Below are 26,283 nucleotides of genomic sequence, written 5' to 3'. Positions count from 1 at the left end.
CCCGGACCGTCATCGTGCCCCGGTGGAGTGCGATTGCGCCGCCCGGCATTCTGCGGCCCCTCCAGGGCGAGGGGGCGGGTTCTGCACGTCGCCATCACCGACGGGTCGCTGCCGGACCCTCCGCGGCGCTGTTTCCCACCGAACGCGACCCCTCGCGCCCCCGGGGTGCCGAACGCGACCCCTCGCGCACGGCGGGAGGTCAGCCGGAGCAGCGCTCCTGCAGGCCTCTGACCTCCTGGACCACGCTGATGAAGGAGCGCTCGCCCTGCCGGAAGCCGGCGACGGCCTCACGGACCGAGGTGAGCTGCCCGGACAGCTCGTCCGGGGCGGTGGCCGCGAGCTCGTCGACGTCGGAGAACAGCCCGGCGGGATCGTCCCGCAGCTGCTGCGGCGCGGTGCGCACGGTCTCGAGCACGCGGGCGCACGTCTCCTGGACGGTGGCCGGCGAGGCTCCGCCGGAGGCCGTGGGGGCGCTCGCGGCGGCGGACGCCGTCGAGTCCGGACCGCTGCCGGCCGCGCCGTCCCCCTCGGCGGAGGACGAGCAGCCGGCGAGGGCCAGGAGCAGGACGGACGCCGTCGCCGCGCGGATCGCCGCGGGACGGGGCGCACAGGCGGTGGGCACGGGGGACTCCTGCGGGTCGGGGAAGATCGAAAACCGGGGCGCGCGGGCACGTCCGGACAGCCGCCAGCCTACTAGCCTGGGCTCAGCGCCCTGCGGAGCCCCGGACGGGGACCGCGCGACCGTCGGACAGGAGCCTGCCGTGACCTCGATCGGAGACCTCAGCGCCGTGCAGCTGCGGGACGCGCTCGCGCGCGGCGAGCTGGGCGCGGTGGAGACCGCCGAGCACTTCCTGGCCAGGATCGAGGCGCGCAATCCGGCGCTGGGGGCGTTCGTCCACGTCGCTGCGCACCTCGCCCTCGACCGGGCGCGCGCGCTCGACGCCCTGCCCGCCGGGGCCGCCCGCAGAGCGCTGCACGGCGTGCCGCTCGCGGTGAAGGACCTGCACGACGTCGCCGGGATGCCCACCACCTACGGTTCCGCCGCCGTGACCGGACGGCGCGGCGGCGCGCCCGTGGCGGAGGACGACGACGACCTCGCGGCCCTGCTCGGCGCGTCCGGGGCGGTGTGCCTGGGCAAGACCCAGGTGCCCGAGTTCGGCCTCAACTGCTACTCCGAGAACCTCGTGGCCCCGCCCGCCCGGAACCCGCACGACCCGTCCACGGGGGCCGGCGGCTCCTCGGGCGGCCAGGCGGTGGCCGTGGCGGCGGGTCTGCTCCCGGTGGCGCCGGGCTCCGACGGCGGCGGGTCGGTGCGCATCCCGGCGGCGGTGTGCGGGCTGGTCGGGCTCAAGCCCAACCGCGGCCGGGTGCCCACCGCGGACGCGCAGTCGGACGCCGCCCAGCTCGTGGTGAACGGGCCTCTCGCCCGCACGGCCGAGGACGCGGCGCTGCTGCTCGACGTCCTGTGCGCCCCCGCGCCCGGCCCGGCGCACGGCAACGTGGTGCGGCGGGCGGTCCGTGCCGCCCCGCAGGGGTCCTTCCTGGACGGTGTGCGCGCGGCTCGGCGGGGCGACCTCCCGTGGGGAAACCGGCCGCTGCGGATCGGGGTGAGCACCGCCTCCCCGTTCGACGCCGTCCAGGACATCGAGGTCTCCCCGGAGGCCCGCGCCGCCCTCGATGCGGGCGTCGCCCTGCTGCGGGCCGCCGGGCACGAGGTCGAGGAGGCCGAGCTGTCCTACGACCCCGAGTACCCGGGGGCCTTCTTCGACGTGTGGACCACCTCGATGGGCACGGCCCCGCTGGACGACGAGCAGGCGGGGAGGCTCACCGGCCTCGCGGGGGCCTTCCGCGCCCGCGCCCTGCGCCGGTCAGCGGTTGAGCTGGCGCAGGCCGTGGGCGTCCTGCGCCGGATCGAGCAGGACGTGGTCCGGGCCTACGGCGCCTGGGACGTGGTCCTGACGCCCGCGCTCGCCATGACACCGAGGCCGCTGGGCTGGTACTGGGAGGGCTACGACCTCGCGGACCCCGCGGGCGCGGACCAGGACTACCGGCGCCAGTGCGCGTACACGCCGTGGACCTCGGTCGTGAACGTCGTGGGCCTGCCCGCGGTGACCGTCCCGACGCTGTGGACCCGCGCGGCGGGCGACGACGACGGGCCGGTCGTGCCCATGGGCGTCCAGCTCATCGGCCGCCCGAGCGCGGAGGCGCAGCTGCTCGCCGTCGTCGCCCAGCTCGAGGACCAGGGCCGCCCCGGCCCCCGCGCCACCGCCTAGGAGTGGCCCAGGGCCTCCTCCTCCGAGTCGGGGTCGTCCGGATCGGTGGCCGCCTGGGGGTCCTCCTCCGGCTCGAAGCCGGTCGCGTTCTCGTCGGTGGTCAGCCCGACGCCCTGCTCGTTGTCCGGAACGGTGCCCTCCGGGCCCTTGCCCGAGCCCTCGGTCGTCCCGCCGGGTGCGTCGCTCATGGTGTCCCTGCCTCCTCGTTCGGTCCTGCCCTGTCTGGTGCCCTCATCCTGTCCCACCGGCCGCGATTCCTCCACCCCCGCGCGGACCTCCCGCGCGGCACGGAGCACGAAACCTGGCGACCCGATCGCGTGCCAGCCTCCGCGGGCCCGCCGCCCGGCGGTAGGTTGGGCGCCATGACCAATCGTGCGGGCACCGTCGCCCAACCCAGTGACCTCGTCGACCTCGGCAAGCTCCTCGACGCCTACACCGACGTCGTGCCCGACCCCTCGGACCCGGACCAGCGCGTGGCGTTCGGCACGTCAGGGCACCGCGGCTCGTCCCTCAAGGCCTCGTTCAACGAGCAGCACATCGCGGCGATCACGCAGGCCATCGTGGAGTACCGCGCCGGCCAGCGGATCACCGGCCCGCTGTTCATGGGCAAGGACACCCACGCCCTGTCCGGGCCCGCGCAGGACACCGCGCTCGAGGTGCTGGCCGCCAACGAGGTCACCGTCCTGCTGGACTCCCGGGACGGCTACGTGCCCACCCCGGCGCTGTCCCACGCGATCCTGACCCACAACGCGGGCCGGGCGGAGGCGGTGGCCGACGGCATCGTCATCACCCCCTCACACAACCCGCCCGGTGACGGCGGCTTCAAGTACAACCCGCCCAACGGCGGCCCCGCGGACTCCGACGCCACCGAGTGGATCGCCCAGCGGGCCAACCAGTTCCTCGAGAACGGCATGTCCGGAGTCCGCCGGGTCTCCCTGGAGCGGGCGCGGGCGGCGGAGACCACGGGCGCCTACGACTTCCTCGAGGAGTACGTGCGGACGCTGCCGGAGGTCGTCGACCTCGACGTGGTCCGGGACTCCGGCCTGCACATCGGCGCGGACCCCATGGGCTCGGCCTCCGTGGCCTACTGGGGCGAGATCGCCCAGCGCTTCGGGCTGAACATGACCGTGGTGAACCCGCAGGTGGACCCGCAGTGGGCGTTCATGACCCTCGACTGGGACGAGAAGATCCGGATGGACTGCTCCTCCCCGAACGCCATGGCCTCCCTCATCGGCAACCGGGACAAGTACGACATCGCCACCGGCAACGACGCCGACACCGACCGCCACGGCATCGTGACCCCGGACGCGGGGCTGATGAACCCGAACCACTACCTGGCGGTGGCGATCGACTACCTCTTCCGCGAGCGCACCGGCTGGTCCCCGGACGCCGGGGTCGGCAAGACCCTGGTGTCCTCCTCGATCATCGACCGGGTGGCGGCCTCGCTGGGCCGCGAGCTCGTGGAGGTGCCGGTGGGCTTCAAGTGGTTCGTGCCCGGCCTGATGGACGGCTCGATCGGCTTCGGCGGCGAGGAGTCCGCGGGCGCGTCCTTCCTGCGCCGGGACGGCTCCGTGTGGTCCACCGACAAGGACGGGATCATCCTGGCCCTGCTGGCCTCGGAGATCACGGCCCGCACCGGCAAGACCCCGTCCCAGCGCTACACGGAGCTCACCGAGGAGTTCGGCGCCCCGGTCTACCAGCGCATCGACGCCCCGGCGAGCCGGGAGCAGAAGGCCGCCCTGAAGAAGCTCTCCCCGGCCCAGGTTGAGGCGGACACCCTGGCCGGCGAGCAGATCACGGCGAAGCTCACGAACGCCCCCGGCAACGGCGCGGCGATCGGCGGGCTGAAGGTCACCACGAAGAACGCGTGGTTCGCGGCCCGGCCGTCCGGCACGGAGGACGTCTACAAGATCTACGCGGAGTCGTTCCTCGGCGAGGAGCACCTGCAGCAGGTCCAGCGGGAGGCCAAGGCGCTGGTGGACGGCGTCATCTCCTGACGGGCCCCGGAGGCGGTCCGGGCCGGTCCCGGGGCCGGACCCAGACCGCCTCCGCGGCGAGGACGTCCACCTCGACGACGTCCCCGTCCAGCACCACGGGCACCGCGCGAAACCGGTGCTCGCCGAGCACGAGCTCGGTGCCCGGCCGGATGCCGGCGGTTCCGAGCCGGCGCAGCACGGCCGGATCCGCGTCCGAGACCCGGGCCACCACCACGGGACTGCCCGGGGCGACGTCGGCGAGGAGCACGGCCGGGGCGGACGGCACGGTGCCGTCCCGCCGCGGGATCGGGTCGCCGTGCGGGTCCCGCTCCGGATGGCCCAGGAGGGCGTCCAGCCGGGCGACGAACTTCTCGCTCACCGCGTGCTCGAGGACCTCGGCCTCCTCGTGCACCTCGTCCCAGGAGTAGCCCAGGTGGCCGGTGAGGAACGCCTCGAGGATCCGGTGGCGCCGCACCATCTGGACGGCGACGTCCCGACCGCGGTCGGTGAGGACGATCCCGCCGTGGGCGGGCCGGCTCAGCAGCCCCTGCGCGGTGAGCTTCTTGACGGCCTCCGACACGGTGGACGGGGACAGGCCCAGCCGCTGGGCCAGCCCGGTGGTGGTCACGGCGTCCGAGGACCACTCCTGGGCCAGCCAGACCGTCTTCAGGCAGTCCTGGACGGACCGGTTCACTTCTTCCGCGCGCACTCCCCCAGGCTAGCGACCCGCAGACGGCGCCGCCCGGCGCCGACCCCGGGCGGGCGGACCGGGGCGCATTGTGCACCCTGCGAGCCCCCGGCACGAGGAGAACCCGCCCGGACGCCCCGTGTTGCGAAGTGTGACGGATCCCGGGACCTTCCGGGGGCAGGAGCCTAGCCTGGCAGGAGTGCCCGAGCGGCGACGACGCCGCCCCGACCCGACGGAAGGAACCCCCATGTCGCTCCACCTGCTCGAGATCGTTCCCGCCTCCGCGTCCAAGGACGCCGTGACCCAGCTCATCGCCACGGTCTCCGAGGCCGTCTCCGCGGCGGGCGCCGAGTTCATCGAGTCCCAGGTCACGGCAGACCACGGACGGGTGTTCGTGATCGTGGAGGCCGACAGCGCCGAGGGCCTCGCCCAGATCGTGCGCACCGCCGCCGGGGACGCCGCCGCGGAGGTCACCGGCCCCGACGCCGTCCGCCTCGTGGGCGCCGAGCTCGACGACATCAAGAAGCTCAAGGGCGACGCGCAGTACCTGGTGGAGTGGGACATCCCCGCCGAGATCACCATGGAGCAGTACCTGGCGCGCAAGAAGGCCAACTCCCCGAAGTACGCCGAGGTCCCCGAGGTCTCCTTCCTGCGCACCTACGTGCGCGAGGACACCGCCAAGTGCCTGTGCTTCTACAACGCCCCCGACGAGGCGGCCGTGGAGCGGGCCCGCCAGGCCGTGGGCACCCCGTTCGACCGGCTGTTCAAGCTCAACGTTTGACGGGCCGCAGCACACGACGACACGGCGGTCCCCGCGAGCCGGGGGCCGCCGTCGTGCTTCGACGCCCGGGCCCGCCCGCCGAGCGGACGAGCCCCGCCCCGCACTCCCCGGCAGAACGGAAGACCATGACCCAGTCCACGCGCTCCCCGTCCACGGCCGGCGGGCCGGACCCCGAGAGCCGGCCCCTGCTCGCGCCGCTCGTCGACTACCCCGAGCACGAGTTCGTCCGCCGCACCGCCGCGGCGCGGGCCCGCGACGTCGACACGGCCGCCGCCTCCCCGCTGGGGACCCTGCGCGAGCTGGGCGCCCGGGGGCTCCTGGACCTCGGCCTGACCGGGTCGCTGGCCCCGCAGGCGGCCGTCGTGTTCGACCTCGCCACCGAGTGCACCGCCACGGCGTTCTCCCTGTGGGCCCACCGGGCGACCGTCGAGTACCTCGCCGCCACCGGGACGGAGATCCCCGCGGACGTGCGCTCCGGGGCCGCGCCCGGCTGCTCGGCGATGGCGCCGGCCTTCAAGGACGCCGCCGGCATCGGCGAGATCCCCGTGACGCTGACCGCCGGCGCGGCGGGACCGGTCCTCGACGGCACCGTGCCGTGGGCCTCCAACCTGTACCCCGAGGGCGTCGTGGTCCTGCCCGCCGTCCGGGAGGACGGCACCCGCGTGGTGGTCCGGACCCGGGTCTTGGCACCGGGGGTGACGGTGCGCCTGCTCGAGAACCTGATGGCGCTCAACGCGACGGCCTCGGGCGTTCTCGTCCTCGAGGGCGTGGCCGTCGACCCCGCCGAGGACCTGCTGAGCGAGGACGTCCCGTCCTTCCTCGCCGCCGTCCGCGGCCCGTTCCTGCTGTTGCAGACCGCCTTCTGCCTCGGCCTCTCGGCCGCCGCGCTGACCGCCGCGCACGAGGCCCTGCAGGGCGTCGCCGAGGTGTTCCGGGAGGAGCTCGAGGAGGCGACCGCCGAGTACCGCCGCCTGCGCGCCGACCTCCTGCGCCTGGCGGAGGCGCCCCGGGAGACCGCCCCCCGGGAGCTGTTCTCCCTCAGGCTGGACGCCGCGCTGCTCACGGGCCGGGCGACCCGGATCGAGGGGAAGGTCGTGGGCGGGCGCGGCTACGCCATGTCCTCCCCCACCGCCCGCCGGGCCCGCGAGGCCGCGTTCCTGCCCGTGCAGTCCCCCACGGAAGGTCACCTGCGGTGGGTGCTGCAGAACCTGGCCTGAGCCGGGCCGCGCCGGCGCTCACCGTCCGCGGGCTGCGCAAGAGCTACCCGGGGGCCTCCGCGCCCGCCCTCGACGGGGTGGACCTGACCCTGCGCAGCGGCGAGACGTTCGCGGTGCTGGGCCCCAGCGGGTCCGGGAAGTCCACGCTGCTGCGGGCGATCGCGGGGCTCGAGCCCCTGGACGGGGGCAGCATCGAGTTCGGCTGCGCCGATGAGCGCTTCGCCGTCGTCTTCCAGGACCCCGGGCTGTTCCCCTGGCTGTCGGTGCGCCAGAACATCGCCCTCGGCGGGCGGTACCGGCGCAACCGGGACCGCTTCGAGGACGCCCGCGTGGACGACCTGCTCGAGATCCTCGGCCTGGTCCCGCTCGCGCACACCCCCGTCCAGGAGCTCTCCGGCGGGCAGGCCCAGCGGGTGTCGGTGGGCCGCGCGCTCGCGGTGCGCCCCGACGTGCTGCTGCTCGACGAGCCGTTCAGCGCCCTGGACCCGGCGACCCGCAAGGACCTCCAGCTGTGGCTGCGCGGGCTCGCGACCGAGCTGGACCTGACGGTCTTCCTCGTGACCCACGACGTCGACGAGGCCATCACCCTCGGCGACCGGATCGGCTTCTTCGCCGGTCCGCGCGGCTTCCGCCGGCAGTGGGTCCCGGCGCAGGACGGCACGACGGCCGAGCAGATCCTCGCCCACTACCGCGGGGCCGACGACGGCTCCGGGAACTGGGTCATATGAGCGCCGGCGGGCCGAGCCGGCGGGTCCTGCTGCGGGCCGGGGCGGGGGCCGCGGCCCTCACCGGGCTCGGCTGGGGCGCGGGCTCCCTCTACGCGGACAGCCAGCAGGAGGCGCGCGGCGCGGCCGACCCGGAGCGCCCGGTGCGGATCGGGTACCTCCCGATCACGGACGCCTCCCCCCTGCTGGTCGCCCACGCCAACGGGTACTACGAGGACGCCGCCGTCCCCGTGGCCGACCCCGTGCTCTTCCGCAGCTGGTCCTCGCTGTCCGAGGCGTTCGTGGCGGGCAAGGTGGACGCGATCCACCTGCTGATGCCCATGGCCCTGTACATGCGCTACGGGCTGCGGGCCGACGTGCGGATCACCGCGTGGAACCACACCAACGGCTCCGCCCTCACGGTCCGCCCGGACGTGGCGGAGATCGCCGACCTGGCCGGGGAGTCCGTGGCGATCCCGGCGTGGTGGTCCGTGCACAACGTGGTGGTCCAGAAGCTGCTGCGGTCCGCGGGCCTGACCCCGGTGATGCGCGAGAACCCGTCCCGGGCGCGGCGCACGGTGGCCCTGCTGCCCATGGCGCCCTCGGACATGCTCCCCGCGCTGAACAACGGCGTGATCGGCGGATACGTGGTGGCCGACCCGTTCAACGCCGCCGCGGAGGCGCGGCAGGTGGGGCACATCCACCGCTTCCTCGGCGACGTGTGGCGCGACCACGCGTGCTGCGTGACCATGATGCGCGGCGAGCTCCTGCGCAACCGCCCCGCGCACGCCGCCGGGTTCATGGACGCCCTCGTCCGGGCCCAGGCCTGGGCCCGGCAGAACCGCCCCGAGACCGCGGCGCTGCTGGCCGCCGGCTACCTCCCCCAGCCCCGGCCCGTGATCGAGCAGGCCCTGACCTACTCCGCCGCCGCGCACGGGGACGCCCTGCACCACCCGGACTGGCACGGCGAGCGCCTGGACTTCCGGCCATACCCGTACGCGAGCTTCACCGAGGAGCTGGTCCGCGCCATGCAGGACACCGTCGTCGACGCCCCGGCGGGGTTCCTCGACGGACTGGACCCGGCGCTCGTGCACCGCGAGCTCGTCGACGACACGCTCGTGACCCGCAGCATCGAGAAGGCAGGCGGACTCGCCGCCTTCGGCATGACCGGCACCACCCGGACCGAGGAGATCAGCGCATGAGCGCGCCGCACCCCGCCCCGCACGACACCCCGGCGTCCCCCACCGACCTCGACGACGCCGCCCGCGGCGCTCCGGCCGGGACCGGTCCGGCGGGCCCCGCCCCGGCGCGGACGCCCCGGCGCACCGGGTCCCGCTGGACCGGCCCGGCCTGGGGGGCCTTCGGGGTGCTGGTCACGATCGCCGTGTGGTGGGCGTTCACGCACGCCGCGGCCGGGGCGAACACCATGATCGCCTCCTTCCAGCCCGAGCGCATGCCCGGTGCGGTGGCCTCGCTGGCCGAGCGGGGGGTGGTGGTCCAGGACGGCCTGACCAGCCTGTGGCGCCTGCTGTGCGGGCTGGCCGTGGCCACGGGCCTGGGCGTGCCGCTGGGCCTGCTCATCGGCTCCTACCGCCGCTTCCGGTGGACCAGCGCCCCGGTGGTGCAGTTCCTGCGCATGGTCTCCCCGCTGTCCTGGGCGCCGGTGGCCGTGGCGCTGCTGGGGGTGGGCAACGCCCCCGTCGTCTTCCTCGTGGCTGCCGCCGCGGTCTGGCCGATCACCATGAACACGGCCGCCGGCGTCAAGGCCCTGGACCCGCTGCACCTGCGGGTCGCCGAGACGCTCGGGGCCACCCCGGTCGAGCGGCTGCGCACCGTGGTGCTGCCCAGCATCCGGCCGTTCGTCATGACCGGGGTGCGGCTGGCCCTGGGGATCTCGTGGGTGGTCATCGTGCCGGCCGAGATGCTCGGGGTCAGCAGCGGCCTGGGCTACGAGATCCTCAACGCCCGGGACCGGCTGGCCTACGACGAGATGCTCGTGGTGATCCTCGTCATCGGCCTGCTGGGCATGGCGCTGGACCAGCTCGCCCAGTGGCTGCTGCGCGAGCCGGGACCGCGCCGCTGAGCCTCAGCGGGCCCGGAACCGGGCCCGCTTGTGCGAGCCGTCGCAGAACGGCTTGATGGACGACGCCCCGCAGCGGCACAGCGCCACGGTGGCGCGCCCGGGGTCGATGGGCCGGTCGTCGCCGTCCAGCAGCTCGTAGCCCCCGCGCACCAGCAGCGGGCCGTCGGGGCACACGGTGATCGTCGCCGCCGCGCCGGACCCGGCAGCAGCGGCCGGTCCGGGGTCGGGCACCGGCGCAGACTCGGGCACGGGCTCGGCGGCCGGGGCGGGGCCCAGGACCGCCCGGACGTCCTCGGGGCGGTGCGCCGCGCTCACCGGACGAGCTCCGCGGCGCCGCGCCGGGACGGCTCCGCCGCGGCCGGGCGCAGCGCGGACTCCCCCGCCTCCCACCGCGCGAGCGCGTGGCGGGCGGCGAGCGCGTCCAGGTGCAGGACGCAGCGCGCGCCGAAGAAGACGTCCGCCGCGACGGCGGGCTCGTCGACCACGAGGCCGCCGGCCATGTCCCGGGCCGCGATCTGCTCGTGGGCGGCGTCGGCCTCGACGTGCTCGTCGTAGAACGCCGCCGCGGCGGGCAGTCCCAGGCGGTGGAAGCCGCGCGCCAGGAACTTGGAGGGCACCGACGACGTCATCTCGTACATCGCCAGGTGCCCCACCACCGCGCCGCGCAGCCGGCGGTGCAGACCGAACATCGTGACGGTGTTGACCCCGGCGAGCCACTCGGCGGGCACCCGGTCCACGGCGCTGCCGTAGGAGTCGTCGAGGCCGGCCTCGCGCATCCCGGCCGCGAACAGGGCCGAGTGCATGCGCGCGGCGTCGCCGCCGCCGTACTCGTCGACCTGGATCTCGATCAGGCCGGCCTTCGCCCGGCCGCTCAGCCGGGGGATGCCCCAGGTGTGCGGGTCGCCCTCCATGAGCTGGTAGACGGACTTCAGCTGCAGGAACTCCCGGGCCTGCTCGGCGTCCGCCCGGCCGGAGAGGTGGCGCGCGAGGCTCGGCCCGTCGTCGTCGGCGGCGATGGCGAACAGGGCGTCGGCGACCGCCTGCGGCGTGCCGGGCACGGTGTCGGCGGGCAGCTCCGCGCGCAGCTCGGCCTCGAGCGCGCCGGAGAGGACCTCCCGCGCGCGCAGCAGCTCGGGGTCGCTCTCCCAGCGGTCGTCGACCCCGTCGACGCCCTGGTAGTGCAGGGCGTGCAGGACGAACAGGCTGAGCTGGACGTCGTCGTCGGCGAGCACGCCGTCCGCGCGGGACACGGCGGCGCGGGCGGTCGCCGGCAGCGCCCCGGCCCGGGCCTCGGCCCCGGGGGTGCCGGGCTCCTCCCGGAGCACCGCGAGGAGGTCCTCGCCGAGCGGCCCTCGTGGCTGTGGCTGACGCATGTGTCGACTCCTGTCCGGGTGCGGGGGGTGATCGCCCACCATCATAGTTTCCATCACCGTGCTGATCATATGGACGGCCTCCGACAGCGCCGGGTCCGGCCCCCCGCTCCGCCCGGCGGGGCACCGAGTACAGTGGTGGAGGCCCGGATCCGGGCTCCCACCCCGCCGTCGAGGAGACCCGCATGAGTTCCCCCGTGCCCGGACGCACCATCGCCACCCGCCTCGGCCTGGGCTGGCGCCTCCACGGCGACGGCCGCACCGTCACTGCCGGGGAGGTCGTCAGGCCGCGCGAGCGGCTCACCTGGCCCCGGACGGTCACCATCGGCGCGCAGCACGTGGTCGCCATGTTCGGCGCCACGTTCCTGGTGCCGCTGATCACGGGCTTCCCGCCGTCCACCACGCTGTTCTTCTCCGGCGTGGGCACGATCCTGTTCCTGGTGGTCACCGCCGGCCGGGTCCCCTCCTACCTCGGCTCGTCCTTCGCCTTCATCGCCCCCATCACCGCCTCGATGAACCAGTACGGTCCCGGCGGCGCGCTGGGCGGGGTCCTCATGGCCGGCGCGGCGCTGTTCCTCATCGGCCTGGTGGTGCAGTTCGCGGGCACCGCCTGGCTCCAGAAGCTCATGCCGCCGCTGGTCACGGGCACCATCGTGGCGCTCATCGGGTTCAACCTGGCGCCGTCCGCGAAGGACAACTTCATGGAGGCCCCCGTCACCGCGCTGGTGACGCTGTCCTCCATCATCCTCGTCTCGGTGCTCTTCCGCGGCATGCCCGGGCGCCTGTCGATCCTGCTGGGCGTGGCCATCGGGTACGTCACCGCGGTGCTGCGCGACGAGGTGGACTTCAGCCGGATCGACACCGCCTGGCAGCAGCAGGGCCTCTTCGGGCTGCCCCCGTTCCAGACCCCCGAGTTCCACCTGCCCCTGATGGGCCTGTTCGTCCCCGTCATCCTCGTGCTGGTCGCCGAGAACATCGGGCACGTGAAGTCCGTGGCGCTCATGACCGGCGACGACCTCGACCCGTACATGGGGCGGGCGATCATGTCCGACGGGCTCGCCACCATGATCGCCGGCTCGGGCGGCGGCTCGGGCACCACGACCTACGCCGAGAACATCGGCGTCATGGCGGCCACGCGCGTCTACTCGACGGCGGCCTACTGGGTCGCCGCCGTGGTGGCGATCCTGCTGAGCGTCTTCCCGGTCTTCGGCGCCGCCGTGGCCACGGTCCCCGCAGGGGTCCTGGGCGGGGCCGCCACGGTGCTGTACGGGATGATCGGCATGCTCGGCGTGCGGATCTGGGTGCAGAACCGCGTGGACTTCTCGAACCCGGTCAACCTCACCACCGCCGCGGTGGCCATGATCATCGGGATCGCCGACTACACGTGGGAGGCCTCCGGGCTGCAGTTCGCGGGCATCGCCCTCGGCACGGCAGCCACGCTCGTGGTCTACCACCTCATGTCGTTCCTGGCCCGCGTGCGGGGGACGGTGGGCAGCGACCCGCTCGCCCCCGACACCACGCGGCTGCCCTCCCCCCTGGGCTGAGCTGCGCCGGACACCCCTCTACTCGTCGGTAGACGAAATGTGCCGGTGAGGGGCCGCCTTTCTTGGTGACCCAGGTCTCCTTTCCCCTAGCGTGGAGTGCGGGAGGGCCGAGCAGCCGGCCGCGCACCACGAGCTGCAGGGGAGAGACCATGCACCACAAACCGTCCGTTCTCGTCCAGGTCGACCTCGACGGCCGGCACATCCGGCTCGTCGTCAGCGGGTGCGTCACCGAGCTCAACCACCGGGCCCTGTGCCCCCTCGTCCGCCGTGCCCGCACCCTCGCCCCGGACATCGCCGTGGTCGTGGACCTCACCACCGCCCACCACGTCGAACCGGTCGCCGTGGACCTGCTGCGCTGGGCCGCGGAGCACGAGGACGCGGTGCGCGGCACGCCCGCCGTCGACTTCGTCCTCCCCGCCGAGCTCCCCGGCCACGGCACCGTGACCCGGCTCGCCGGGTGGGCGAACGCCCGCCGCCGCCCCGGGGCCCCGGAGCCCGCGCGCCGGGGGGCACGGAGCGGAGCCGCCCCGCGGTCCCGCCTCGCGGGCTGAACCGGCCCGTACCGTCCCACCAGAGGGAGGACACCCCGTGAGCACGATCAGCCGCGCCCTGATGGCGCACCCCGCCGCCCCCGAGCTCGCGCGCGAGGAGCGGGCGGCGGAGGTCCGGTGCATCGAGGCGTGCCTCGAGGCCGCCCAGATCTGCCGGATCGGCGCCGACGCCTGCGTGGAGGAGGACGCCGTCGCGGACCTCCGCGACTGCCTGCGCGCCGAGCAGGACTGCGCGGTGATCGGCTCGGCCACCGCCCAGGTGCTGGCCCGCCTCGGCTTCCCGGAGCCCGGGGACGGCCGGGCCGTGCTGGTGCCGCTGCTCGAGGCGTGCGGGGCCGCGGCCCGGGCGTGCCGGGACGCGTGCCGGCGGCACGCCGAGGTCTACGAGCACTGCGCCCTCGTGGCCGAGGCGTGCGAGCGGTGCGACGAGGCCTGCGCGGACCTGCTGAGCCGGAGGAGCTGACGTGGCCGCCCCCGAGGTCCACTGGTTCGAGGAGCTCGGGATCGCGGACGTCCCCCGGGTGGGCGGCAAGAACGCCTCCCTCGGGGAGATGGTCCGGGAGCTGGCCTCGCGGGGGGTGCGCGTGCCGGGGGGCTTCGCGACCACCGCGGACGCGTACCGGTCCTACGTGGAGGCCAACGGGATCGGGCCCGCCCTCCGGGACCGGCTCGAGGACCACCGCGCGGGCCGTGCCACGCTGCGGGAGACCGGCGCCGCCGTGCGCGAGCTGTTCCTGCGCGGCGAGTTCCCCGCGGGGACGGCACGGCAGATCCGGCAGTTCTACCGGGAGCTCTCCGCGCGCACGGGCCGCGCCGGGCTGTCCGTGGCCGTGCGCAGCAGCGCGACCGCCGAGGACCTCCCGGACGCGAGCTTCGCCGGCCAGCAGGAGACGTTCCTCAACGTGGTCGGCGAGGACGAGCTGCTGGAGGCGTGCCGGCGGTGCTACGCGTCCCTGTTCACGGACCGGGCCATCACCTACCGGGAGCTCAAGGGGTTCGACCACCTCGCCGTCGCCCTGTCCGTCGGCGTGCAGGAGATGGTCCGGGCGGACCTCGGCTGCTCCGGGGTGATGTTCTCGATCGACACCGAGAGCGGCTTCCCGCGCGTGGCCGTGATCAGCGCGACGTGGGGCCTGGGCGAGACGGTCGTGCAGGGCACCGCGGACCCGGACAAGTACCTCGTGTTCAAGCCCCTCCTCGACGTGGCGGAGGCCCCGATCGTGGAGCGGACCCGGGGGGCCAAGCTGCACAAGCTCGTCCACGACGACGACGCCCCTGCCGGGGCCGCCGCCACCCGGCTCGTGCAGACCTCCCCCGCGGAGCGGCAGGCGTGGGTGCTCGGCGACGACGACGTCCTGCGGCTCGGCCGCTGGGCCGTGCTCGTCGAGGACCACTACGGCCGCCCCATGGACCTGGAGTGGGCGAAGGACGGGCTGACGGGAGAGCTGTTCCTCCTGCAGGCCAGGCCGGAGACCGTCCAGGCCGGTCGCAGCGGGACCCGCTTCACGATCCACCACCTCCGGGGCGAGGGGCGCGTGCTCGCGGTGGGCGCCGCGGTCGGGGACGCCGTGGCCACCGGCCCGGCCTGCGTGGTCCGCACCGCGGCGGACATCGAGTCCTTCCGGGACGGGTCGGTGCTCGTCACCGAGATGACGGACCCGGACTGGGTCCCGGTGATGAAGCGCGCCGCCGCGATCGTCACCGACCACGGCGGGACCACCAGTCACGCGGCGATCGTCAGCCGGGAGCTGGGCCTGCCCGCCGTCGTCGGCACCGGGGACGCCTCGCGGACCATCCCGGAGGGCCAGGAGCTGACGGTCTCCTGCGCGGCGGGCGACCGGGGCACGGTCTACGAGGGCACCCTCCCGTTCGACGTCGAGGAGGTCGACCTCGGGGAGCTGCCGGAGTCGCGCACCGCGATCATGGTCAACGTGGCGAGCCCCGCCGCGGCCTTCCGCTGGTGGCGGCTGCCGGCCGACGGGGTGGGTCTGGCCCGGATGGAGTTCGTCGTCAACAACATCGTCGAGGTCCATCCCATGGCCCTCGTTCACCCGGAGCGGGTCCGGGACGAGGCGGACCGCCGGCGGATCGCGGAGCTGACGGCGGGCTTCCCGGACGGCCAGGAGTACTTCGTGCAGACGCTGGCGCTGGGCCTCGCCAAGCTCGCCGCCCCGTACCACCCCCGGCCGGTGATCGTGCGGCTCAGCGACTTCAAGTCCAACGAGTACGCCCACCTCGTGGGCGGGGCGGCCTTCGAGGAGCCCGAGGAGAACCCGATGCTCGGCTTCCGGGGGGCCTCCCGCTACTACGACCCCCGGTACCGGGAGGGCTTCGCCCTCGAGTGCCGGGCGCTGCGGCGGGTGCGCGAGCGCATCGGCTTCGACAACGTGGTGGTCATGGTTCCCTTCTGCCGCACCGTGGGCGAGGCGGACCGGGTCCTGGCCACGATGGCCGAGCACGGCCTCGAGCGCGGGCGGCACGGCCTGAAGGTGTACATGATGTGCGAGATCCCCTCCAACGTGGTCCTGGCAGAGCAGTTCGCCACGCGGTTCGACGGCTTCTCCATCGGCTCCAACGACCTCACGCAGCTCGTCCTGGGGGTGGACCGGGACGCGGAGGCCCTGCGGGCGCTGTTCGACGAGCGGGACGAGGCCGTGACCCGGATGATCAGCGAGGCGATCCGCAAGGCCCACGCCGCGGGCATCCCCATCGGCATCTGCGGCCAGGGGCCCAGCAACCACCCCGACTTCGCCGAGTTCCTGGTGCGGGAGGGGATCGACTCGATCTCCCTGAACCCGGACAGCTTCCTGCGCACCGCGCGGCGGATCGCCGAGACCGAGCGGCGCCTCGCGGCCGGGCCCGGGGGCACAATGGACGCATGAGCCTCTCGGTGGGCGCACGCCCCGACCTGGACGTCGAGCCCGGCCGCGCGGGACGGCTGCTCGAGTTCCCGCGGCGCTATCCGCTCGTGGCCGTGACCCTGGCCGTGGGCGCCGTGGTCGTGGGACTGCTGGTCGCCGGGCAGCCGGGGCCGGCGCAGTGGCTGGGCTCCGGGTGGGCCCTGGTCGTGGCCGCCCGGGTGGCGTGGGGCATGGTCGCGGACGTCGTCGCCGGGCACTGGGGCGTGGACCTGCTGGCCGTCACGGCGATCAGCTCGACCGTGGCGGTCGGCGAGTACCTGGCGTCCCTCGTGGTGGTCCTCATGCTCACCGGTGGCCAGGCCCTCGAGGACTACGCGGCGAACCGGGCCCGCAAGGAGCTCAACGCGCTGCTCGAGCGGGCTCCGGTGCTGGCCCACCGGCGGCACCCGGACGGGTCCGTCGAGGACGTCCCGGTCGAGGAGGTCCGCCCCGGGGACGAGCTGCTGGTCCGCCCCGCCGAGGTCGTCCCCGTGGACGGGTGCCTGGTCGGCGCGGAGGCCGACTTCGACGAGTCCTCCATCACCGGGGAGAGCCTGCCCGTGACCCGCCGCGCCGGGGAGCCGGTGCTCTCGGGCGTCCTCAACGAGCAGCAGGCCGTGGTGCTGCGGGCCACCGCCACCGCGGCGGACAGCCAGTACTCCCAGATCGTGGCGATGGTGCGGGAGGCCGCGGAGTCCCGAGCGCCGGTGGTGCGCCTGGCCGACCGCTACGCCGTGCCCTTCACCGCGTTCGCCCTCCTCGTGGCCGGGCTGGCGTGGTGGTACCACGGGGACCCGGTGGTCTTCGCGGAGGTGCTCGTGGTGGCCACCCCCTGCCCGCTGCTGATCGCCGCCCCCGTGGCGTTCCTGGGCGGGATGAGCCGGGCGGCGCGCAACGGCGTCATCATCAAGAACGCCGGGACCCTCGAGCGGCTCGCCGCGGTGCGCACCGTGGCCTTCGACAAGACCGGGACGATCACCTACGGCCGCCCCGAGCTGCTGGCCGTCCACGCCCGCCCCCCGTTCCCGGAGGAGGAGCTGCTGCGCCTGACGGCGTCCGCCGAGCAGTACTCCTCCCACGTGCTCTCCGCCTCGGTGCGGGACGCCGCGCTCACCCGGGGGCTCGCGCCGGCCCCGGCCGAGGAGGCCCACGAGGAGGCGACCCACGGGGTCACCGCCACCGTGGAGGGACGCCGGGTGGTGGTCGGCAAGCGCGCCCACGTGGCCCGCTCCGCCCCGGACGTGGTCGAGCAGGCGCTCGGGCCGGGCGAGCTGGCCGTCTACGTGGCCGTGGACGGCCGCTTCGCCGGCACCCTGGTGATGAGCGACCAGGTGCGCGAGGACGCGGCGGCCACGATGGCCGAGCTGACCGCGCTCGGGGTCCGGGAGATCCTCGTGCTCAGCGGTGACGCCCGCGCCACCGTGGAGCACGTCGCCGCGGCGCTGGGCATCACCCGGGTGCTGCCCGAGTGCCTGCCCGAGGACAAGGTCCGCACCGTCCGCAGCGCCCCGCACCGTCCGGTGCTCATGGTCGGCGACGGCGTCAACGACGCCCCCGTGCTCGCCGCCGCCGACGTCGGCGTCGCGATGGGCGCCCGGGGCGCGACCGCCGCCAGTGAGTCCGCCGACGTCGTGATCCTCACCGAGGACCTCGCCAGGACCGCGACGGCGGTGCGGATCGGCCGGCGCACCATGCAGGTGGCACTGCAGAGCATCTGGCTGGGCATCGCCCTGTCCGTGGTGCTCATGCTCGTGGCCGCCACCGGGGCGATCCCCGCGATCTTCGGCGCCCTCAGCCAGGAGGTCGTGGACCTCCTGGCCATCCTCAACGCCCTGCGCGCCCTCCGCGGGCCCCGCGGCGAACGGTGACCGGCCGGCTCAGTGCCGGACGACGAGCACCGGGCAGTGGGCGTAGGAGACGCACGCGTGGGAGACCGAGCCCAGGGAGGAGCCGAGCAGCCCGCCGCGGCCGCGCCGGCCGAGCACGAGCAGCTGCGCGGTCTCGCTCTCCGTGATGAGCCGGCCTGCCGGGCGGCCGTGCGTCACCGTGGTGGTCAGGCGGCCGGGGACGTCCTCCCCGAAGACGGCCGCGACCGTGCGCGCAAGGATCCGCTCGTGGTTGGCGCGCAGCGCCTCCTCGTCGACGAGGAGCTCGGCGTCCAGCACGGTGGGGTCCCCCGCGCACGCGATCGCCTCGAGCGGGGCGTCGAGGGCCTCCGCGAGCCTCGCGGCGAGCCGCAGGGCCTCCATCGAGGACTCCGAGCCGTCGATCCCCACGAGGATCCGCTGGTCCGTCGGTGCGTTCATGACCGAACCTCCTTGTCCGGGCCGGCTGCCGGGAGCCGGCCTGTCGGTGCCGCGTGGCCCGCGCCGGGTGGCCGGCGCCGGCCGGTCAGTGCCGGACGACCAGCACCGGGCAGTGGGCGTGGTCGATGCACGCGTTGGAGACGGAGCCCAGGGCCGAGCCCCGCAGGCCTCCGTGGCCGCGGCGCCCGAGCACCAGCATCAGGGCGTTCTCGCTCTCCTCGACCAGGCGGGCCGCGGCCCGTCCGTGGAGCAGCTCGGCGCGCACGTGCTCCGGGGGGTCCGCGCCGAACACGTCGGCGACCGTCGAGCGGAGCAGCTCCACGCTGCCGGCCGGCGGCCGGTCCGGGTCGACGGTCTCCCAGCCCTCGTAGAGGGGCGGCCCCTCCCAGAACATGAGGGCGGTCAGCGGGACGCCCAGGGCGCGGGCGATCCTGTCCCCCGCCCGGAGGGCCTCCTTCGAGGAGTCCGATCCGTCGATGCCGACGAGGATCCGCTGCTGTGACGGTGTCTCCATGGCCGAGCTCCTTCGTTCCGGCGCCCGCGGTCCGTGCCCGGGGCGCGCTCCGGCCGCCAGGAACCTGGCGGACCGCTCAGTGCCGCACCACGAGGACGGGGCACTTGGCGTGGGAGACGAGGGCCGAGGAGACGGAGCCGAGGATCATCCCCAGCACCCCGCCCGTTCCCCGCCGGCCCACCACGAGCATCCGGGCCTCCTCGCTCTCCTCGATGAGCCGGGCGGCGGGCTGGCCGCGCAGGAGCCGGGTGGTCAGGTTCGCCGGGCGCTGCTCCCCGAACACCTCCTCGAGGGTGCTCTCGAACAGCTGCTCGCTGCCGCGGCGGAACTCCTCGGGGTCCACCACGCGGTAGCTCTCGTAGAGCAGCGGGTCCTCCCAGCACATGATGGCCTCGAGCGGTGCGCCCAGGGCCTCGGCGAGCCGCACTCCCTCCCGGAGCGCGGCCTTGGACGACCCGGACCCGTCGACTCCCACGACGATCCGGCCTCCGGACGACGGCTCGCCCATGGTGTTCCCCCTTGTTCCCGGCGGGCCGGCCGGTCCGCCTGTCTCCACGATAGGACCCGGTGAGGTCCGTCACAACGGATCCCCGGTCCCGGGGCCCGCATGACGGCCGACGGGCGGCACCGCCCCGTCCCGCCTGCCGTCGCACGGGCGGCGCGCGGCGTCCTCAGCCGCGGGTGACCTGGATCTTCCGGGTCGCGGGCGGCTCGACGTGCCCGGCGACGGGCACGCGCACCTCCAGCACGCCGTCGCGGTACGCGGCGCTGATGTCCTCGTCCCGGCACCCGGCGGGCAGCGGCAGGGCGCGGGAGAACGAGCCGTAGCGGAACTCCGAGCGGTAACCGCCCTTGTCCTTGTGCTCGGTCCGCTCCCTGCGCTCGGCCCGCAGGTGGAGCACGTCGTCGGCCACCGTGAGCTCCACGTCCTGCTCGGGGTCGATGCCGGGCAGCTCCGCCCGGATCACCACGGTGTCGCCGTCCCGGTACTCCTCCACACGGGGCCAGGAGGCCTCGACGTCCCCCTCCAGGAGGCGTCGGAGGGGCTCGAGCATCTCCAGCCCCTCCCTGCGCATCAATCCGGCCATGACCTGACTCCTTCCCGTGGCACCGGTGCCGCGGCCGTCCGGGACGTCGTCCCGGACGGCCGGCGAGACCGGTGCGGTCCGCCTCGACCCTTCAAGCGTAGACACCGCCGACCGGGCGCGTAAGGGCCGCGGGGTCCGGGACGCATGATGACGGGGGCCCGCTCCACCGGCCCCCGGGGACACTGGATTCGCAGGTGCGACAGGGCGATAATCGGGGCATCCCCACGGGTTCTGTCGCCGTCCGGCGGCCACCCCGGGGACCGGGAGAGAGCGGGGTGTCCGCGGTGGACAACAACGTGATGAAGATCGTCTACACGTTCTTCCTGGGGGCCCTGCTGGCCCTGTTCGTGGGCCTGGGGATCCAGACGTTCTATCCGGGGCCGGAGATGCCGGAGCCGACCGCGGGGATGGAGTTCGTGCCCGAGGGGGGCGCTCCGACCGAGGAGCAGCGCGCGGAGATGGAGGAGAACGACCGGCAGTGGCGGCAGTGGCAGGAGGAGCAGCAGAGCTACAGCCGCGACGTGGCGGTCGTGGCCCTGGGCGCCTCCGTGGTGCTGCTCGGTCTCAGCCTCGTGCTGGAGAAGCGCAACAGGGTGCTGACCAACGGGGTGATGCTGGGCGGGCTGTTCACCCTGATCTACGCCATCGGCCGCAGCTTCGCCTCCAGCGAGACCACCATGACGTTCGTCGCCGTGAGCGTGGGCCTGGCGGTGGTGCTGGTCCTCGGCCACCGGCGCTTCTTCCAGGACCGTCCCCCGGCGGGCGCGCCCGAGGAGGCGCACCGGGAGCAGAGCGGCGTCTGAGCCGCTCCGCCGGGACGCCTCTAGAAGCCCGTCGGCTCGGTCTCCAGCTCGGGCTCCTCGGGCGGGGCCTCGTGGTGCAGGGGCCGCAGGGCGGCGGTCGTCCCGAACCACAGCAGCGCGTCGTAGCGCTCCCCCATGCGGGTGGGGACGTAGTTGCCGGCCTCGCGCCACGGGTGGTACACCACCCCGACGGCCCGGTGGCCGAACCTCCCGGAGAGCCAGGGCCCGGAGCGGTCGCGGCCGAAGACGAGCACCGCGTCCTCCTCCAGCGCCCGGTGCAGGAGGTCCTCGTGGCTGCCGGCACGAGCCTGCGGGACGGCGAGCACCTCCTCGGCCGCGCCCCACGCCTCCGCCGCGACCACCGTGCCGGTCCAGGAGGCGAGGCCGACCAGCACCACCTCGTGCGCGGGGTGGCGCTCGCGCAGCAGCTGACCCACGTTGACCAGCCCGGCATCGAACATGTCGGTGGCCCGGGCGTCCCCCACGTGGGAGTTGTGCTCCCACACCAGGCCCTTGGCGCCGGGCCCGTGGTGGCGGGAGAGCAGGTCCGCGGTGTCCGCCATGTGCTCGTCCCGCACGTTCCAGGACTGCCGGTCGCCGCGCACCATGGTCCGGTAGTAGCGCTCGGCGTCGACCGTCACCATGGCGTTGAGGACGGCGTCGAACGCGGCGGGGTCCCCGGCCGTCCGGTCCATGGTGCGCCGGCGCACCTCGGCGAGGAGGGCGACGACGTCGGCCTCGCAGCTCTCGGGCACGATCCGCGTCCGCCACGCGTAGCGGTGCGGGTCCTCGTGGAAGGGGACGAAGCACTGCCACGCCTGCAGCGCGGCGGGCAGCGCCTCGGGGGCGCTCGTCCCGAGCCAGCCGATGATCTCCCGCAGCGAGTCCCACAGCGAGTAGACGTCCAGGCCGTAGAAGCCGACCTGCTCGTGGCCGGCCCGGCGGGCGTTCTCCTCCCGGAGCCAGTCGAGGAACTCGGCGACCTCCTCGTTCGCCCACATCCACGTGGGCCAGCGCTCGAAGCCCGCGAGGACGCCGTGGGCGTCGAGGTCCTGGTCCGCCTCGCCGCGCACCCACCGGTCGATCCGCCAGCAGTCCGGCCAGTCCCCCTCGACCCCGATCCAGGTGAAGCCGTGCTCCTCGATGAGCCGGCGGCTGAGCAGGGCCCGCCACCGGTAGTACTCGTGCGTGCCGTGGGACGCCTCCCCCACGCACACGAACCGGGCGCCGGCGCAGCGCTCCACGAGCGGGTCGAGGTCCTGCGCCGTCTCCAGCGGCCGGGCGAGGGAGCGGATCTCCGCGAGGACCCCGGCCTCCCGGGAGGGGCCGCGCCCGAGCGGGCTCACCGGGACGTCCCGTCGCCGTGCTCCCCGGCCGGGGAGAGGTGGCGCAGGAACCAGTCCCGGGCCAGCGCGGCGGCCTCGGCGAGCGTGCCGGGCTCCTCGAAGAGGTGCGTGGCGCCCTCCACCACGGCCAGCCGGGTGGGGCAGCGCATCGACTCCTGCGCCCACCGGTTGAGGCCGAGCACCTCGGAGTCCTCGCTGCCGACGATCAGCAGGGTGGGTGCCTGCACCGAGCGCAGCCGCTCGTCCGCGAGGTCCGGCCGGCCGCCGCGGGAGACCACGGCCGCGATGGACGCGCCGGGCTCGGCCGCGGCCCACAGGGCGGCGCCGGCGCCGGTGCTCGCCCCGAAGTACCCGACCGGGGACGCCGCGGAACCGGGCTGCTCGCGCAGCCACGCCGTGGCCAGGAGCAACCGCTCGGCGAGCAGGCCGATGTCGAAGACGTTGCCGCGGTCCGTCTCCTCCCCGGGGGTGAGCAGGTCGAGCAGCAGGGTGCCGAGCCCCGCCTGCTGCAGGACGGAGGCCACGTACTGGTTCCGCGGGCTGCGCCGGCTGCTGCCGCTGCCGTGGGCGAAGACCACCACCCCGGCGCCGGGCGCCGGCAGGTGCAGGTGCGCCTCGAGCTGCTCCCTCCCGGCCGGGATGCGCACGTCGGCGTCGACCGGATAGCCGTGCGCGGCCGGCCCCGCCCGGGGCGGCACGGGCAGCTCCGGCTGGTGGCGGCGCCGGGCGGCGTCCAGCAGGGCCACCACCTCGTCGTCCTCGGTGGCGGAGAAGTCCCGGTAGTGGTAGCCGACGGCCGTGAAGTACGGCGGGGTCGCGAGGCAGATCACCTCGTCCGCCTCCACCACCCGGCCCAGGGCCTCCTGCGGGGCCACCGGGACGGCCAGCACCACGCGCGCGGCGCCCAGCTGGCGGGCGATCCGGCAGGCCACGCGGGCCGTGGAGCCGGTGGCGATGCCGTCGTCGACGACCAGGGCGGTCCGTCCGGTGAGATCGACCCGCTCCCGGCCCTCGCGGAAGCGCGCCGTCCGCGCCTCGAGCACGGCCCGCTCCCGCGCCTCGATCTGCTCGAGCTGCGCGTCCGTCACCCCGAAGTACTGGAGGGTCCGCTCGTCGAGCACGCGGGCGCCCTCCTCCCCGATGGCGCCCATGGCCAGCTCGGGCTGGGAGGGGACCCCCAGTTTCCGCACCACGATGACGTCCAGCGGCGCGTCCAGGATGCGGGCCACCTCGTGGGCCACGGGCACCCCGCCGCGGGGCAGCCCCAGCACCACCACGTCCTGCCCGCGCAGGGACCTCAGCCGCTTCCCCAGCTGCCGCCCGGCCTCGACCCTGTTCTCGAAGACCACCATGGTCCCCACCGCCTCTCCGGCGGGCGCGCGGCCCACCGCCCTCCGGTGCTCGCCCGGCTCCGTTCGCGCCCCCGGGTCCCGTGGGCCGCCGCGGAGGACTCCAGCGTAGGCAGGCGGGGAACACGGTGGAAGGCCCGCGGGCCAGGTGACGGACGTGGACAACGGAGCAGGCCCGCCCCACAATGTGAGCACGCCCCGGCGGCCGGCCGGCCGCGGACCCGGGCGCCCTGGACGGACGTCCCGCACCGGCGGGGGAGACGGAGCACGCCGCATGAAGGACCGCACGCAGGACAGCGCCGAGGACCGCACGGACGGCAGGGTCATGCGGACGGTCTACACGTTCTTCCTGGGGCTGCTGCTGGCCCTGTTCGTGGGTCTCGGCGTCGCCACGGTCCACCCCGGCCCGGAGGAGCCCGCGCCGCCCCCGGCGGTCGCGATGGCGCGGGAGACCCGCGAGCTCGCCCCGGAGGAGCAGCAGCAGTGGGCGGCCTACGAGCGCGAACGGGGGGCGTGGGAGGTCGAGCACATGCGGTACAGCCGCGACGTCGGCGTGATCGCCCTGGTCGCGTCCGTCGTGCTGCTGGGGGCGAGCCTGGCGGTGGAGCGGCGCCGGCCGGTGCTCGCCCACGGCGTGCTGCTCGGCGGTCTGTTCACGCTGCTGCACAGCGTGGTCCGCAGCCTGGTCTCGCAGGACACCGTCGCCTCGTTCGCCGTGGTCACCGTGGCGCTGGCCGTGGTGCTGTACCTCGGCTACCGCCGGTTCGTGGACCGCCCCACCCCGGCCGGTGACCGGTGGGGTCCTCCCCGGCCGGTGGTCAGCGACAACGGGAAGCACCCGTCCCGCCGCTGAGCGCGCCGGGCCGGTGCCGGCCGGTCAGCGGGGCAGCGGCAGCTTCTCGTCGAGCACGGCCCGGACGGCCGCGACGTCGACGTCCGTGACGGAGGCGTGCTCCCAGGCCGGCCGGTTGTCCTTGTCCACGAGGACCGCCCGCACGCCCTCGGCGAAGTCGGGGCGGGCGATCGTGTCCGCGGCGAGGCGCAGCTCCCGCTCGAGGCAGGAGCGCACGCTGTCGTCGGCCGCGCCGCGCTCCAGCAGCTCGAAGGTGCGCACCAGCGAGGAGGGGCTCATCCCCGCGAGGTCCTCCGGCGCGGCGGCGACGATCTGCTCGAGGGTCGGGGCGCCGTAGCGCTCCTCGATCTCCTCCCACCGCGCCACCACGGAGGACGGCTCGGGCTCGCGCGCGAAGCGGGAGAGGGCGTCCTCCGGGCCCTCCTCCACCACGGCCCCGGCGAGGGCCTCGAAGTCCTCGTCCGCCACGAGGACGTCGGCCAGCCCGAGGGCGACGGCGTCCGCGCCGCCGAGCCGCTGTCCGCCGAGGGCGAGCCAGCGGCCCACGGCCAGGCCCGGTTCGCCGCGGTGGTCCGGCCGGGAGACGCGCGGCAGGAACCAGGAGGCGCCGATGTCGGTGAAGAAGCCGATCTTCGTCTCGGGCATCGCCATGACCGTGGAGGGACCCACCACGCGGTGGGAACCGTGCACGGAGATGCCCATGCCGCCGCCCATGCAGATCCCGTTCATGAGCGCCACGTAGGGCTTGGGGTAGTCCGCGATCAGGCAGTCGAGGGCGTACTCGACGGCGAACACCCCCGTGGCCTCCTCCGTCCGCCCGGCGAGCACGGCGTCGCGGACCTCCCGGATGTCGCCGCCGGCGCACCACGCCCGCGGGGAGGCCGAGGTGACGAGCACGTGGCGCACGGCGTCGTCGTCCCGCCACGCGTCGAGCGCGGCCTTGAGGTCCCGGTACATCTGTGCGGTGAGGGCGTTGAGCTGACGGGGCCGGTTGAGCACGATGTGCCCGGTGCCGTTGCGGACCTCGGTCAGGACGTGCTGCGCGGTGCCGGTCGTGGCGGTGTCGGTCATGGCTCCCACCCTGCCACGGGTCACGCCGCCGTGCCACGGCTCACACGCCGGAGGGCGGCCACTGTCCACGCTGCGCCAGGAGGGAGGCGAGCAGGTCGGCCCGGTCGGTGACGATCCCGTCGACCCCGAGCTCGAGCAGCTCCGCCATCTCGGCCGTCTCGTTGACGGTCCACACGTGCACGTCGATGCCGTGCCGGTGGGCGAAGTCCAGGAAGCGGGGGGTCACGAGCTGGACCTCGGCCCCGCCCCGCACCCGGTACCGGCGGGGGATCTGCACGGTGTCGAACGGCTCGATCCACCGGGCGGCCGCCCGCCGCGCGAGACGCCAGGTGGGCCCGCCCAGCCACGAGCACACGAGCAGCAGGCGCATCCCCTCCTTGCCGGAGGACGTGGGCACGGTCCGGCCGTCCAGCTCGCGGATCCGCCGCAGCGTGCGGCGCCGGCGGCTCTCGGAGAAGGAGGTCACCCGCACCCGGTCCACGGCGCCGAGCTCGTGGAGCAGCGCCGGCAGGGCCGCCACGGACGCCTCGTCCTTGACGTCCACGTTGAACTTCAGCTCGGGGAGCTCCGTCAGCAGGTCGGCGAAGCGGGGGATGCGCCCGGCCCCGGCGACGCGCTCGGCCCTGATCTGCGCCCAGGTCAGGGCGGAGACCTTCCCGCTGCCGCCGGTGACGCGGTCGAGGGTCTCGTCGTGGAAGGACAGGACCACCCCGTCGGCCGTCGTGTTGACGTCCGTCTCGATCCACTCGTAGCCGAGGTCCCGGGCCGCCCGGAAGGCGTCGAGGGTGTTCTCGGCACCGTCCCGGCAGAAACCGCGGTGGGCCAGGGCTGCGGGGGCGTCGCGCCGGTGCGCTGGAGGGGTCACC

At 74.9% G+C, this 26,283-nt stretch carries 27 protein-coding genes; 14 read left to right on the top strand and 13 right to left on the bottom strand.

Annotation, left to right across the window (positions count from 1 at the left end):
• Positions 1-199: 199 nt before the first annotated feature.
• Positions 200-622, bottom strand: coding sequence for a hypothetical protein (locus tag CK505_RS10815; protein ID WP_095651059.1), 423 nt, complete (start codon positions 620-622; stop codon positions 200-202).
• Positions 623-761: 139 nt separating this feature from the next.
• On the opposite strand from CK505_RS10815, the gene CK505_RS10810 reads away from it, so the two are divergent.
• Entirely contained in the window at positions 762-2,273 is a 1,512-nt protein-coding gene (locus CK505_RS10810; RefSeq protein WP_095651058.1) for an amidase, read from the top strand.
• On the opposite strand, the gene CK505_RS10805 is transcribed toward CK505_RS10810, so the two are convergent.
• The gene (locus CK505_RS10805) at positions 2,270-2,461 is read right to left on the bottom strand and encodes a hypothetical protein (RefSeq protein WP_017832065.1); all 192 of its coding nucleotides are present in this window, start codon (positions 2,459-2,461) and stop codon (positions 2,270-2,272) included. The two genes, CK505_RS10810 and CK505_RS10805, sit on opposite strands and share 4 nt — an antisense overlap.
• A gap of 174 nt (positions 2,462-2,635) precedes the next feature.
• Here CK505_RS10805 and pgm point away from each other — a divergent pair, with 174 nt between their 5' ends.
• Positions 2,636-4,270 carry a phosphoglucomutase (alpha-D-glucose-1,6-bisphosphate-dependent) gene (gene pgm, locus CK505_RS10800; protein ID WP_095651057.1) on the top strand — a complete coding sequence of 545 codons (1,635 nt, stop codon included), beginning with the start codon at positions 2,636-2,638 and terminating at the stop codon, positions 4,268-4,270.
• On the opposite strand, the gene CK505_RS10795 is transcribed toward pgm, so the two are convergent.
• The gene (locus tag CK505_RS10795) at positions 4,260-4,958 is read right to left on the bottom strand and encodes a metal-dependent transcriptional regulator (protein ID WP_052132863.1); all 699 of its coding nucleotides are present in this window, start codon (positions 4,956-4,958) and stop codon (positions 4,260-4,262) included. The two genes, pgm and CK505_RS10795, sit on opposite strands and share 11 nt — an antisense overlap.
• Before the next feature lie 226 nt (positions 4,959-5,184).
• Between CK505_RS10795 and CK505_RS10790 the strand changes: the two genes are divergently transcribed.
• The 5 genes from CK505_RS10790 (at position 5,185) to CK505_RS10770 (ending at position 9,722) form a co-directional block, all read left to right on the top strand.
• Positions 5,185-5,718, top strand: coding sequence for a DUF4242 domain-containing protein (locus CK505_RS10790; RefSeq protein WP_095651056.1), 534 nt, complete (start codon positions 5,185-5,187; stop codon positions 5,716-5,718).
• A gap of 125 nt (positions 5,719-5,843) precedes the next feature.
• Positions 5,844-6,935, top strand: coding sequence for an acyl-CoA dehydrogenase family protein (locus tag CK505_RS10785; protein WP_095651055.1), 1,092 nt, complete (start codon positions 5,844-5,846; stop codon positions 6,933-6,935).
• Positions 6,911-7,663: an ABC transporter ATP-binding protein gene (locus CK505_RS10780; RefSeq protein ID WP_229588180.1), complete on the top strand. Its 753-nt coding sequence runs from the start codon at positions 6,911-6,913 to the stop codon at positions 7,661-7,663. The genes CK505_RS10785 and CK505_RS10780 overlap by 25 nt, the downstream gene beginning before the upstream one ends.
• Positions 7,660-8,841 (top strand): ABC transporter substrate-binding protein, encoded by a 1,182-nt coding sequence (locus tag CK505_RS10775; protein WP_035925956.1) that lies wholly within the window; start codon positions 7,660-7,662, stop codon positions 8,839-8,841. The genes CK505_RS10780 and CK505_RS10775 overlap by 4 nt, the downstream gene beginning before the upstream one ends.
• The gene (locus CK505_RS10770) at positions 8,838-9,722 is read left to right on the top strand and encodes an ABC transporter permease (protein WP_081994338.1); all 885 of its coding nucleotides are present in this window, start codon (positions 8,838-8,840) and stop codon (positions 9,720-9,722) included. The genes CK505_RS10775 and CK505_RS10770 overlap by 4 nt, the downstream gene beginning before the upstream one ends.
• A gap of 3 nt (positions 9,723-9,725) precedes the next feature.
• Here the strand turns inward: CK505_RS10770 and CK505_RS19065 are convergent, their stop codons facing one another.
• Both CK505_RS19065 and CK505_RS10760 read right to left on the bottom strand, forming a co-directional pair.
• A complete protein-coding gene (locus tag CK505_RS19065) occupies positions 9,726-10,037 on the bottom strand; it encodes a CDGSH iron-sulfur domain-containing protein (RefSeq protein ID WP_095651054.1) in 312 nt (103 codons plus the stop codon).
• The gene (locus CK505_RS10760) at positions 10,034-11,095 is read right to left on the bottom strand and encodes an iron-containing redox enzyme family protein (protein WP_176337933.1); all 1,062 of its coding nucleotides are present in this window, start codon (positions 11,093-11,095) and stop codon (positions 10,034-10,036) included. Before CK505_RS10760 ends, CK505_RS19065 begins: the two co-directional genes overlap by 4 nt.
• Before the next feature lie 182 nt (positions 11,096-11,277).
• On the opposite strand from CK505_RS10760, the gene CK505_RS10755 reads away from it, so the two are divergent.
• From CK505_RS10755 to CK505_RS10735, 5 genes are all read left to right on the top strand, one after another.
• Positions 11,278-12,636, top strand: a complete 1,359-nt coding sequence (locus tag CK505_RS10755; protein WP_095651052.1) for a uracil-xanthine permease family protein — start codon at positions 11,278-11,280, stop codon at positions 12,634-12,636.
• Between the two features lie 149 nt (positions 12,637-12,785).
• A complete protein-coding gene (locus CK505_RS10750; RefSeq protein WP_017832076.1) occupies positions 12,786-13,187 on the top strand; it encodes a hypothetical protein in 402 nt (133 codons plus the stop codon).
• Positions 13,188-13,224: 37 nt separating this feature from the next.
• Complete coding sequence (locus CK505_RS10745; RefSeq protein WP_017832077.1) at positions 13,225-13,650, top strand: hypothetical protein; 426 nt, start codon at positions 13,225-13,227, stop codon at positions 13,648-13,650.
• A 1-nt stretch (position 13,651) separates the two neighbouring features.
• Positions 13,652-16,069 carry a phosphoenolpyruvate synthase gene (gene ppsA, locus CK505_RS10740; protein WP_095651051.1) on the top strand — a complete coding sequence of 806 codons (2,418 nt, stop codon included), beginning with the start codon at positions 13,652-13,654 and terminating at the stop codon, positions 16,067-16,069.
• Entirely contained in the window at positions 16,066-17,955 is a 1,890-nt protein-coding gene (locus tag CK505_RS10735) for a heavy metal translocating P-type ATPase (RefSeq protein WP_095651050.1), read from the top strand. The genes ppsA and CK505_RS10735 overlap by 4 nt, the downstream gene beginning before the upstream one ends.
• A gap of 9 nt (positions 17,956-17,964) precedes the next feature.
• Here CK505_RS10735 and CK505_RS10730 read toward each other — a convergent pair whose 3' ends face one another.
• The 4 genes from CK505_RS10730 to CK505_RS10715 form a co-directional block, all read right to left on the bottom strand.
• Positions 17,965-18,393 (bottom strand): universal stress protein, encoded by a 429-nt coding sequence (locus CK505_RS10730; protein WP_017832080.1) that lies wholly within the window; start codon positions 18,391-18,393, stop codon positions 17,965-17,967.
• A gap of 85 nt (positions 18,394-18,478) precedes the next feature.
• The gene (locus CK505_RS10725) at positions 18,479-18,907 is read right to left on the bottom strand and encodes a universal stress protein (protein WP_017832081.1); all 429 of its coding nucleotides are present in this window, start codon (positions 18,905-18,907) and stop codon (positions 18,479-18,481) included.
• A 76-nt stretch (positions 18,908-18,983) separates the two neighbouring features.
• Positions 18,984-19,415, bottom strand: coding sequence for a universal stress protein (locus CK505_RS10720; RefSeq protein WP_017832082.1), 432 nt, complete (start codon positions 19,413-19,415; stop codon positions 18,984-18,986).
• 163 nt (positions 19,416-19,578) lie between these two features.
• Positions 19,579-19,995 carry an Hsp20/alpha crystallin family protein gene (locus CK505_RS10715; protein ID WP_031282283.1) on the bottom strand — a complete coding sequence of 139 codons (417 nt, stop codon included), beginning with the start codon at positions 19,993-19,995 and terminating at the stop codon, positions 19,579-19,581.
• A gap of 284 nt (positions 19,996-20,279) precedes the next feature.
• On the opposite strand from CK505_RS10715, the gene CK505_RS10710 reads away from it, so the two are divergent.
• Positions 20,280-20,798 carry a hypothetical protein gene (locus CK505_RS10710; RefSeq protein WP_126346532.1) on the top strand — a complete coding sequence of 173 codons (519 nt, stop codon included), beginning with the start codon at positions 20,280-20,282 and terminating at the stop codon, positions 20,796-20,798.
• 20 nt (positions 20,799-20,818) lie between these two features.
• Here CK505_RS10710 and CK505_RS10705 read toward each other — a convergent pair whose 3' ends face one another.
• Positions 20,819-22,144 (bottom strand): erythromycin esterase family protein, encoded by a 1,326-nt coding sequence (locus tag CK505_RS10705; protein ID WP_095651049.1) that lies wholly within the window; start codon positions 22,142-22,144, stop codon positions 20,819-20,821.
• Positions 22,141-23,496, bottom strand: coding sequence for a phosphoribosyltransferase (locus tag CK505_RS10700; protein WP_176475321.1), 1,356 nt, complete (start codon positions 23,494-23,496; stop codon positions 22,141-22,143). The genes CK505_RS10705 and CK505_RS10700 overlap by 4 nt, the downstream gene beginning before the upstream one ends.
• A gap of 271 nt (positions 23,497-23,767) precedes the next feature.
• Between CK505_RS10700 and CK505_RS10695 the strand changes: the two genes are divergently transcribed.
• On the top strand, positions 23,768-24,346 hold the full coding sequence (locus tag CK505_RS10695; RefSeq protein ID WP_035925937.1) for a hypothetical protein: 579 nt from the start codon (positions 23,768-23,770) through the stop codon (positions 24,344-24,346).
• A 24-nt stretch (positions 24,347-24,370) separates the two neighbouring features.
• Here CK505_RS10695 and CK505_RS10690 read toward each other — a convergent pair whose 3' ends face one another.
• Both CK505_RS10690 and CK505_RS10685 read right to left on the bottom strand, forming a co-directional pair.
• Positions 24,371-25,417, bottom strand: a complete 1,047-nt coding sequence (locus CK505_RS10690; protein WP_035925933.1) for an enoyl-CoA hydratase/isomerase family protein — start codon at positions 25,415-25,417, stop codon at positions 24,371-24,373.
• A gap of 40 nt (positions 25,418-25,457) precedes the next feature.
• Entirely contained in the window at positions 25,458-26,282 is an 825-nt protein-coding gene (locus CK505_RS10685) for a glycerophosphodiester phosphodiesterase family protein (RefSeq protein ID WP_017832089.1), read from the bottom strand.
• Position 26,283 lies beyond the last annotated feature (1 nt).

This window comes from Kocuria sp. WN036, from assembly GCF_002287015.1.
GTDB classification, from domain to species: domain Bacteria; phylum Actinomycetota; class Actinomycetes; order Actinomycetales; family Micrococcaceae; genus Kocuria; species Kocuria rosea.
Note: the sequence above shows the minus strand (reverse complement) of the source record. Positions and strands in the feature narration are given on the sequence as shown.

Bases quoted from the DNA above. Each gene is read 5' to 3' on its own strand.
- CK505_RS10735 (WP_095651050.1), top strand. From the start codon at position 16,066: ATGAGCCTCTCGGTGGGCGCACGCCCCGACCTGGACGTCGAGCCCGGC.
- CK505_RS10730 (WP_017832080.1), bottom strand. From the start codon at position 18,393: ATGAACGCACCGACGGACCAGCGGATCCTCGTGGGGATCGACGGCTCG.
- CK505_RS10715 (WP_031282283.1), bottom strand. From the start codon at position 19,995: ATGGCCGGATTGATGCGCAGGGAGGGGCTGGAGATGCTCGAGCCCCTC.
- CK505_RS10695 (WP_035925937.1), top strand. From the start codon at position 23,768: ATGAAGGACCGCACGCAGGACAGCGCCGAGGACCGCACGGACGGCAGG.
- CK505_RS10775 (WP_035925956.1), top strand. From the start codon at position 7,660: ATGAGCGCCGGCGGGCCGAGCCGGCGGGTCCTGCTGCGGGCCGGGGCG.
- CK505_RS10785 (WP_095651055.1), top strand. From the start codon at position 5,844: ATGACCCAGTCCACGCGCTCCCCGTCCACGGCCGGCGGGCCGGACCCC.
- CK505_RS10760 (WP_176337933.1), bottom strand. From the start codon at position 11,095: ATGCGTCAGCCACAGCCACGAGGGCCGCTCGGCGAGGACCTCCTCGCG.
- CK505_RS10690 (WP_035925933.1), bottom strand. From the start codon at position 25,417: ATGACCGACACCGCCACGACCGGCACCGCGCAGCACGTCCTGACCGAG.
- CK505_RS10725 (WP_017832081.1), bottom strand. From the start codon at position 18,907: ATGGAGACACCGTCACAGCAGCGGATCCTCGTCGGCATCGACGGATCG.
- CK505_RS10805 (WP_017832065.1), bottom strand. From the start codon at position 2,461: ATGAGCGACGCACCCGGCGGGACGACCGAGGGCTCGGGCAAGGGCCCG.
- CK505_RS10770 (WP_081994338.1), top strand. From the start codon at position 8,838: ATGAGCGCGCCGCACCCCGCCCCGCACGACACCCCGGCGTCCCCCACC.
- CK505_RS10790 (WP_095651056.1), top strand. From the start codon at position 5,185: ATGTCGCTCCACCTGCTCGAGATCGTTCCCGCCTCCGCGTCCAAGGAC.
- CK505_RS10700 (WP_176475321.1), bottom strand. From the start codon at position 23,496: ATGGTGGTCTTCGAGAACAGGGTCGAGGCCGGGCGGCAGCTGGGGAAG.
- CK505_RS10720 (WP_017832082.1), bottom strand. From the start codon at position 19,415: ATGGGCGAGCCGTCGTCCGGAGGCCGGATCGTCGTGGGAGTCGACGGG.
- CK505_RS10750 (WP_017832076.1), top strand. From the start codon at position 12,786: ATGCACCACAAACCGTCCGTTCTCGTCCAGGTCGACCTCGACGGCCGG.
- pgm (WP_095651057.1), top strand. From the start codon at position 2,636: ATGACCAATCGTGCGGGCACCGTCGCCCAACCCAGTGACCTCGTCGAC.
- CK505_RS10755 (WP_095651052.1), top strand. From the start codon at position 11,278: ATGAGTTCCCCCGTGCCCGGACGCACCATCGCCACCCGCCTCGGCCTG.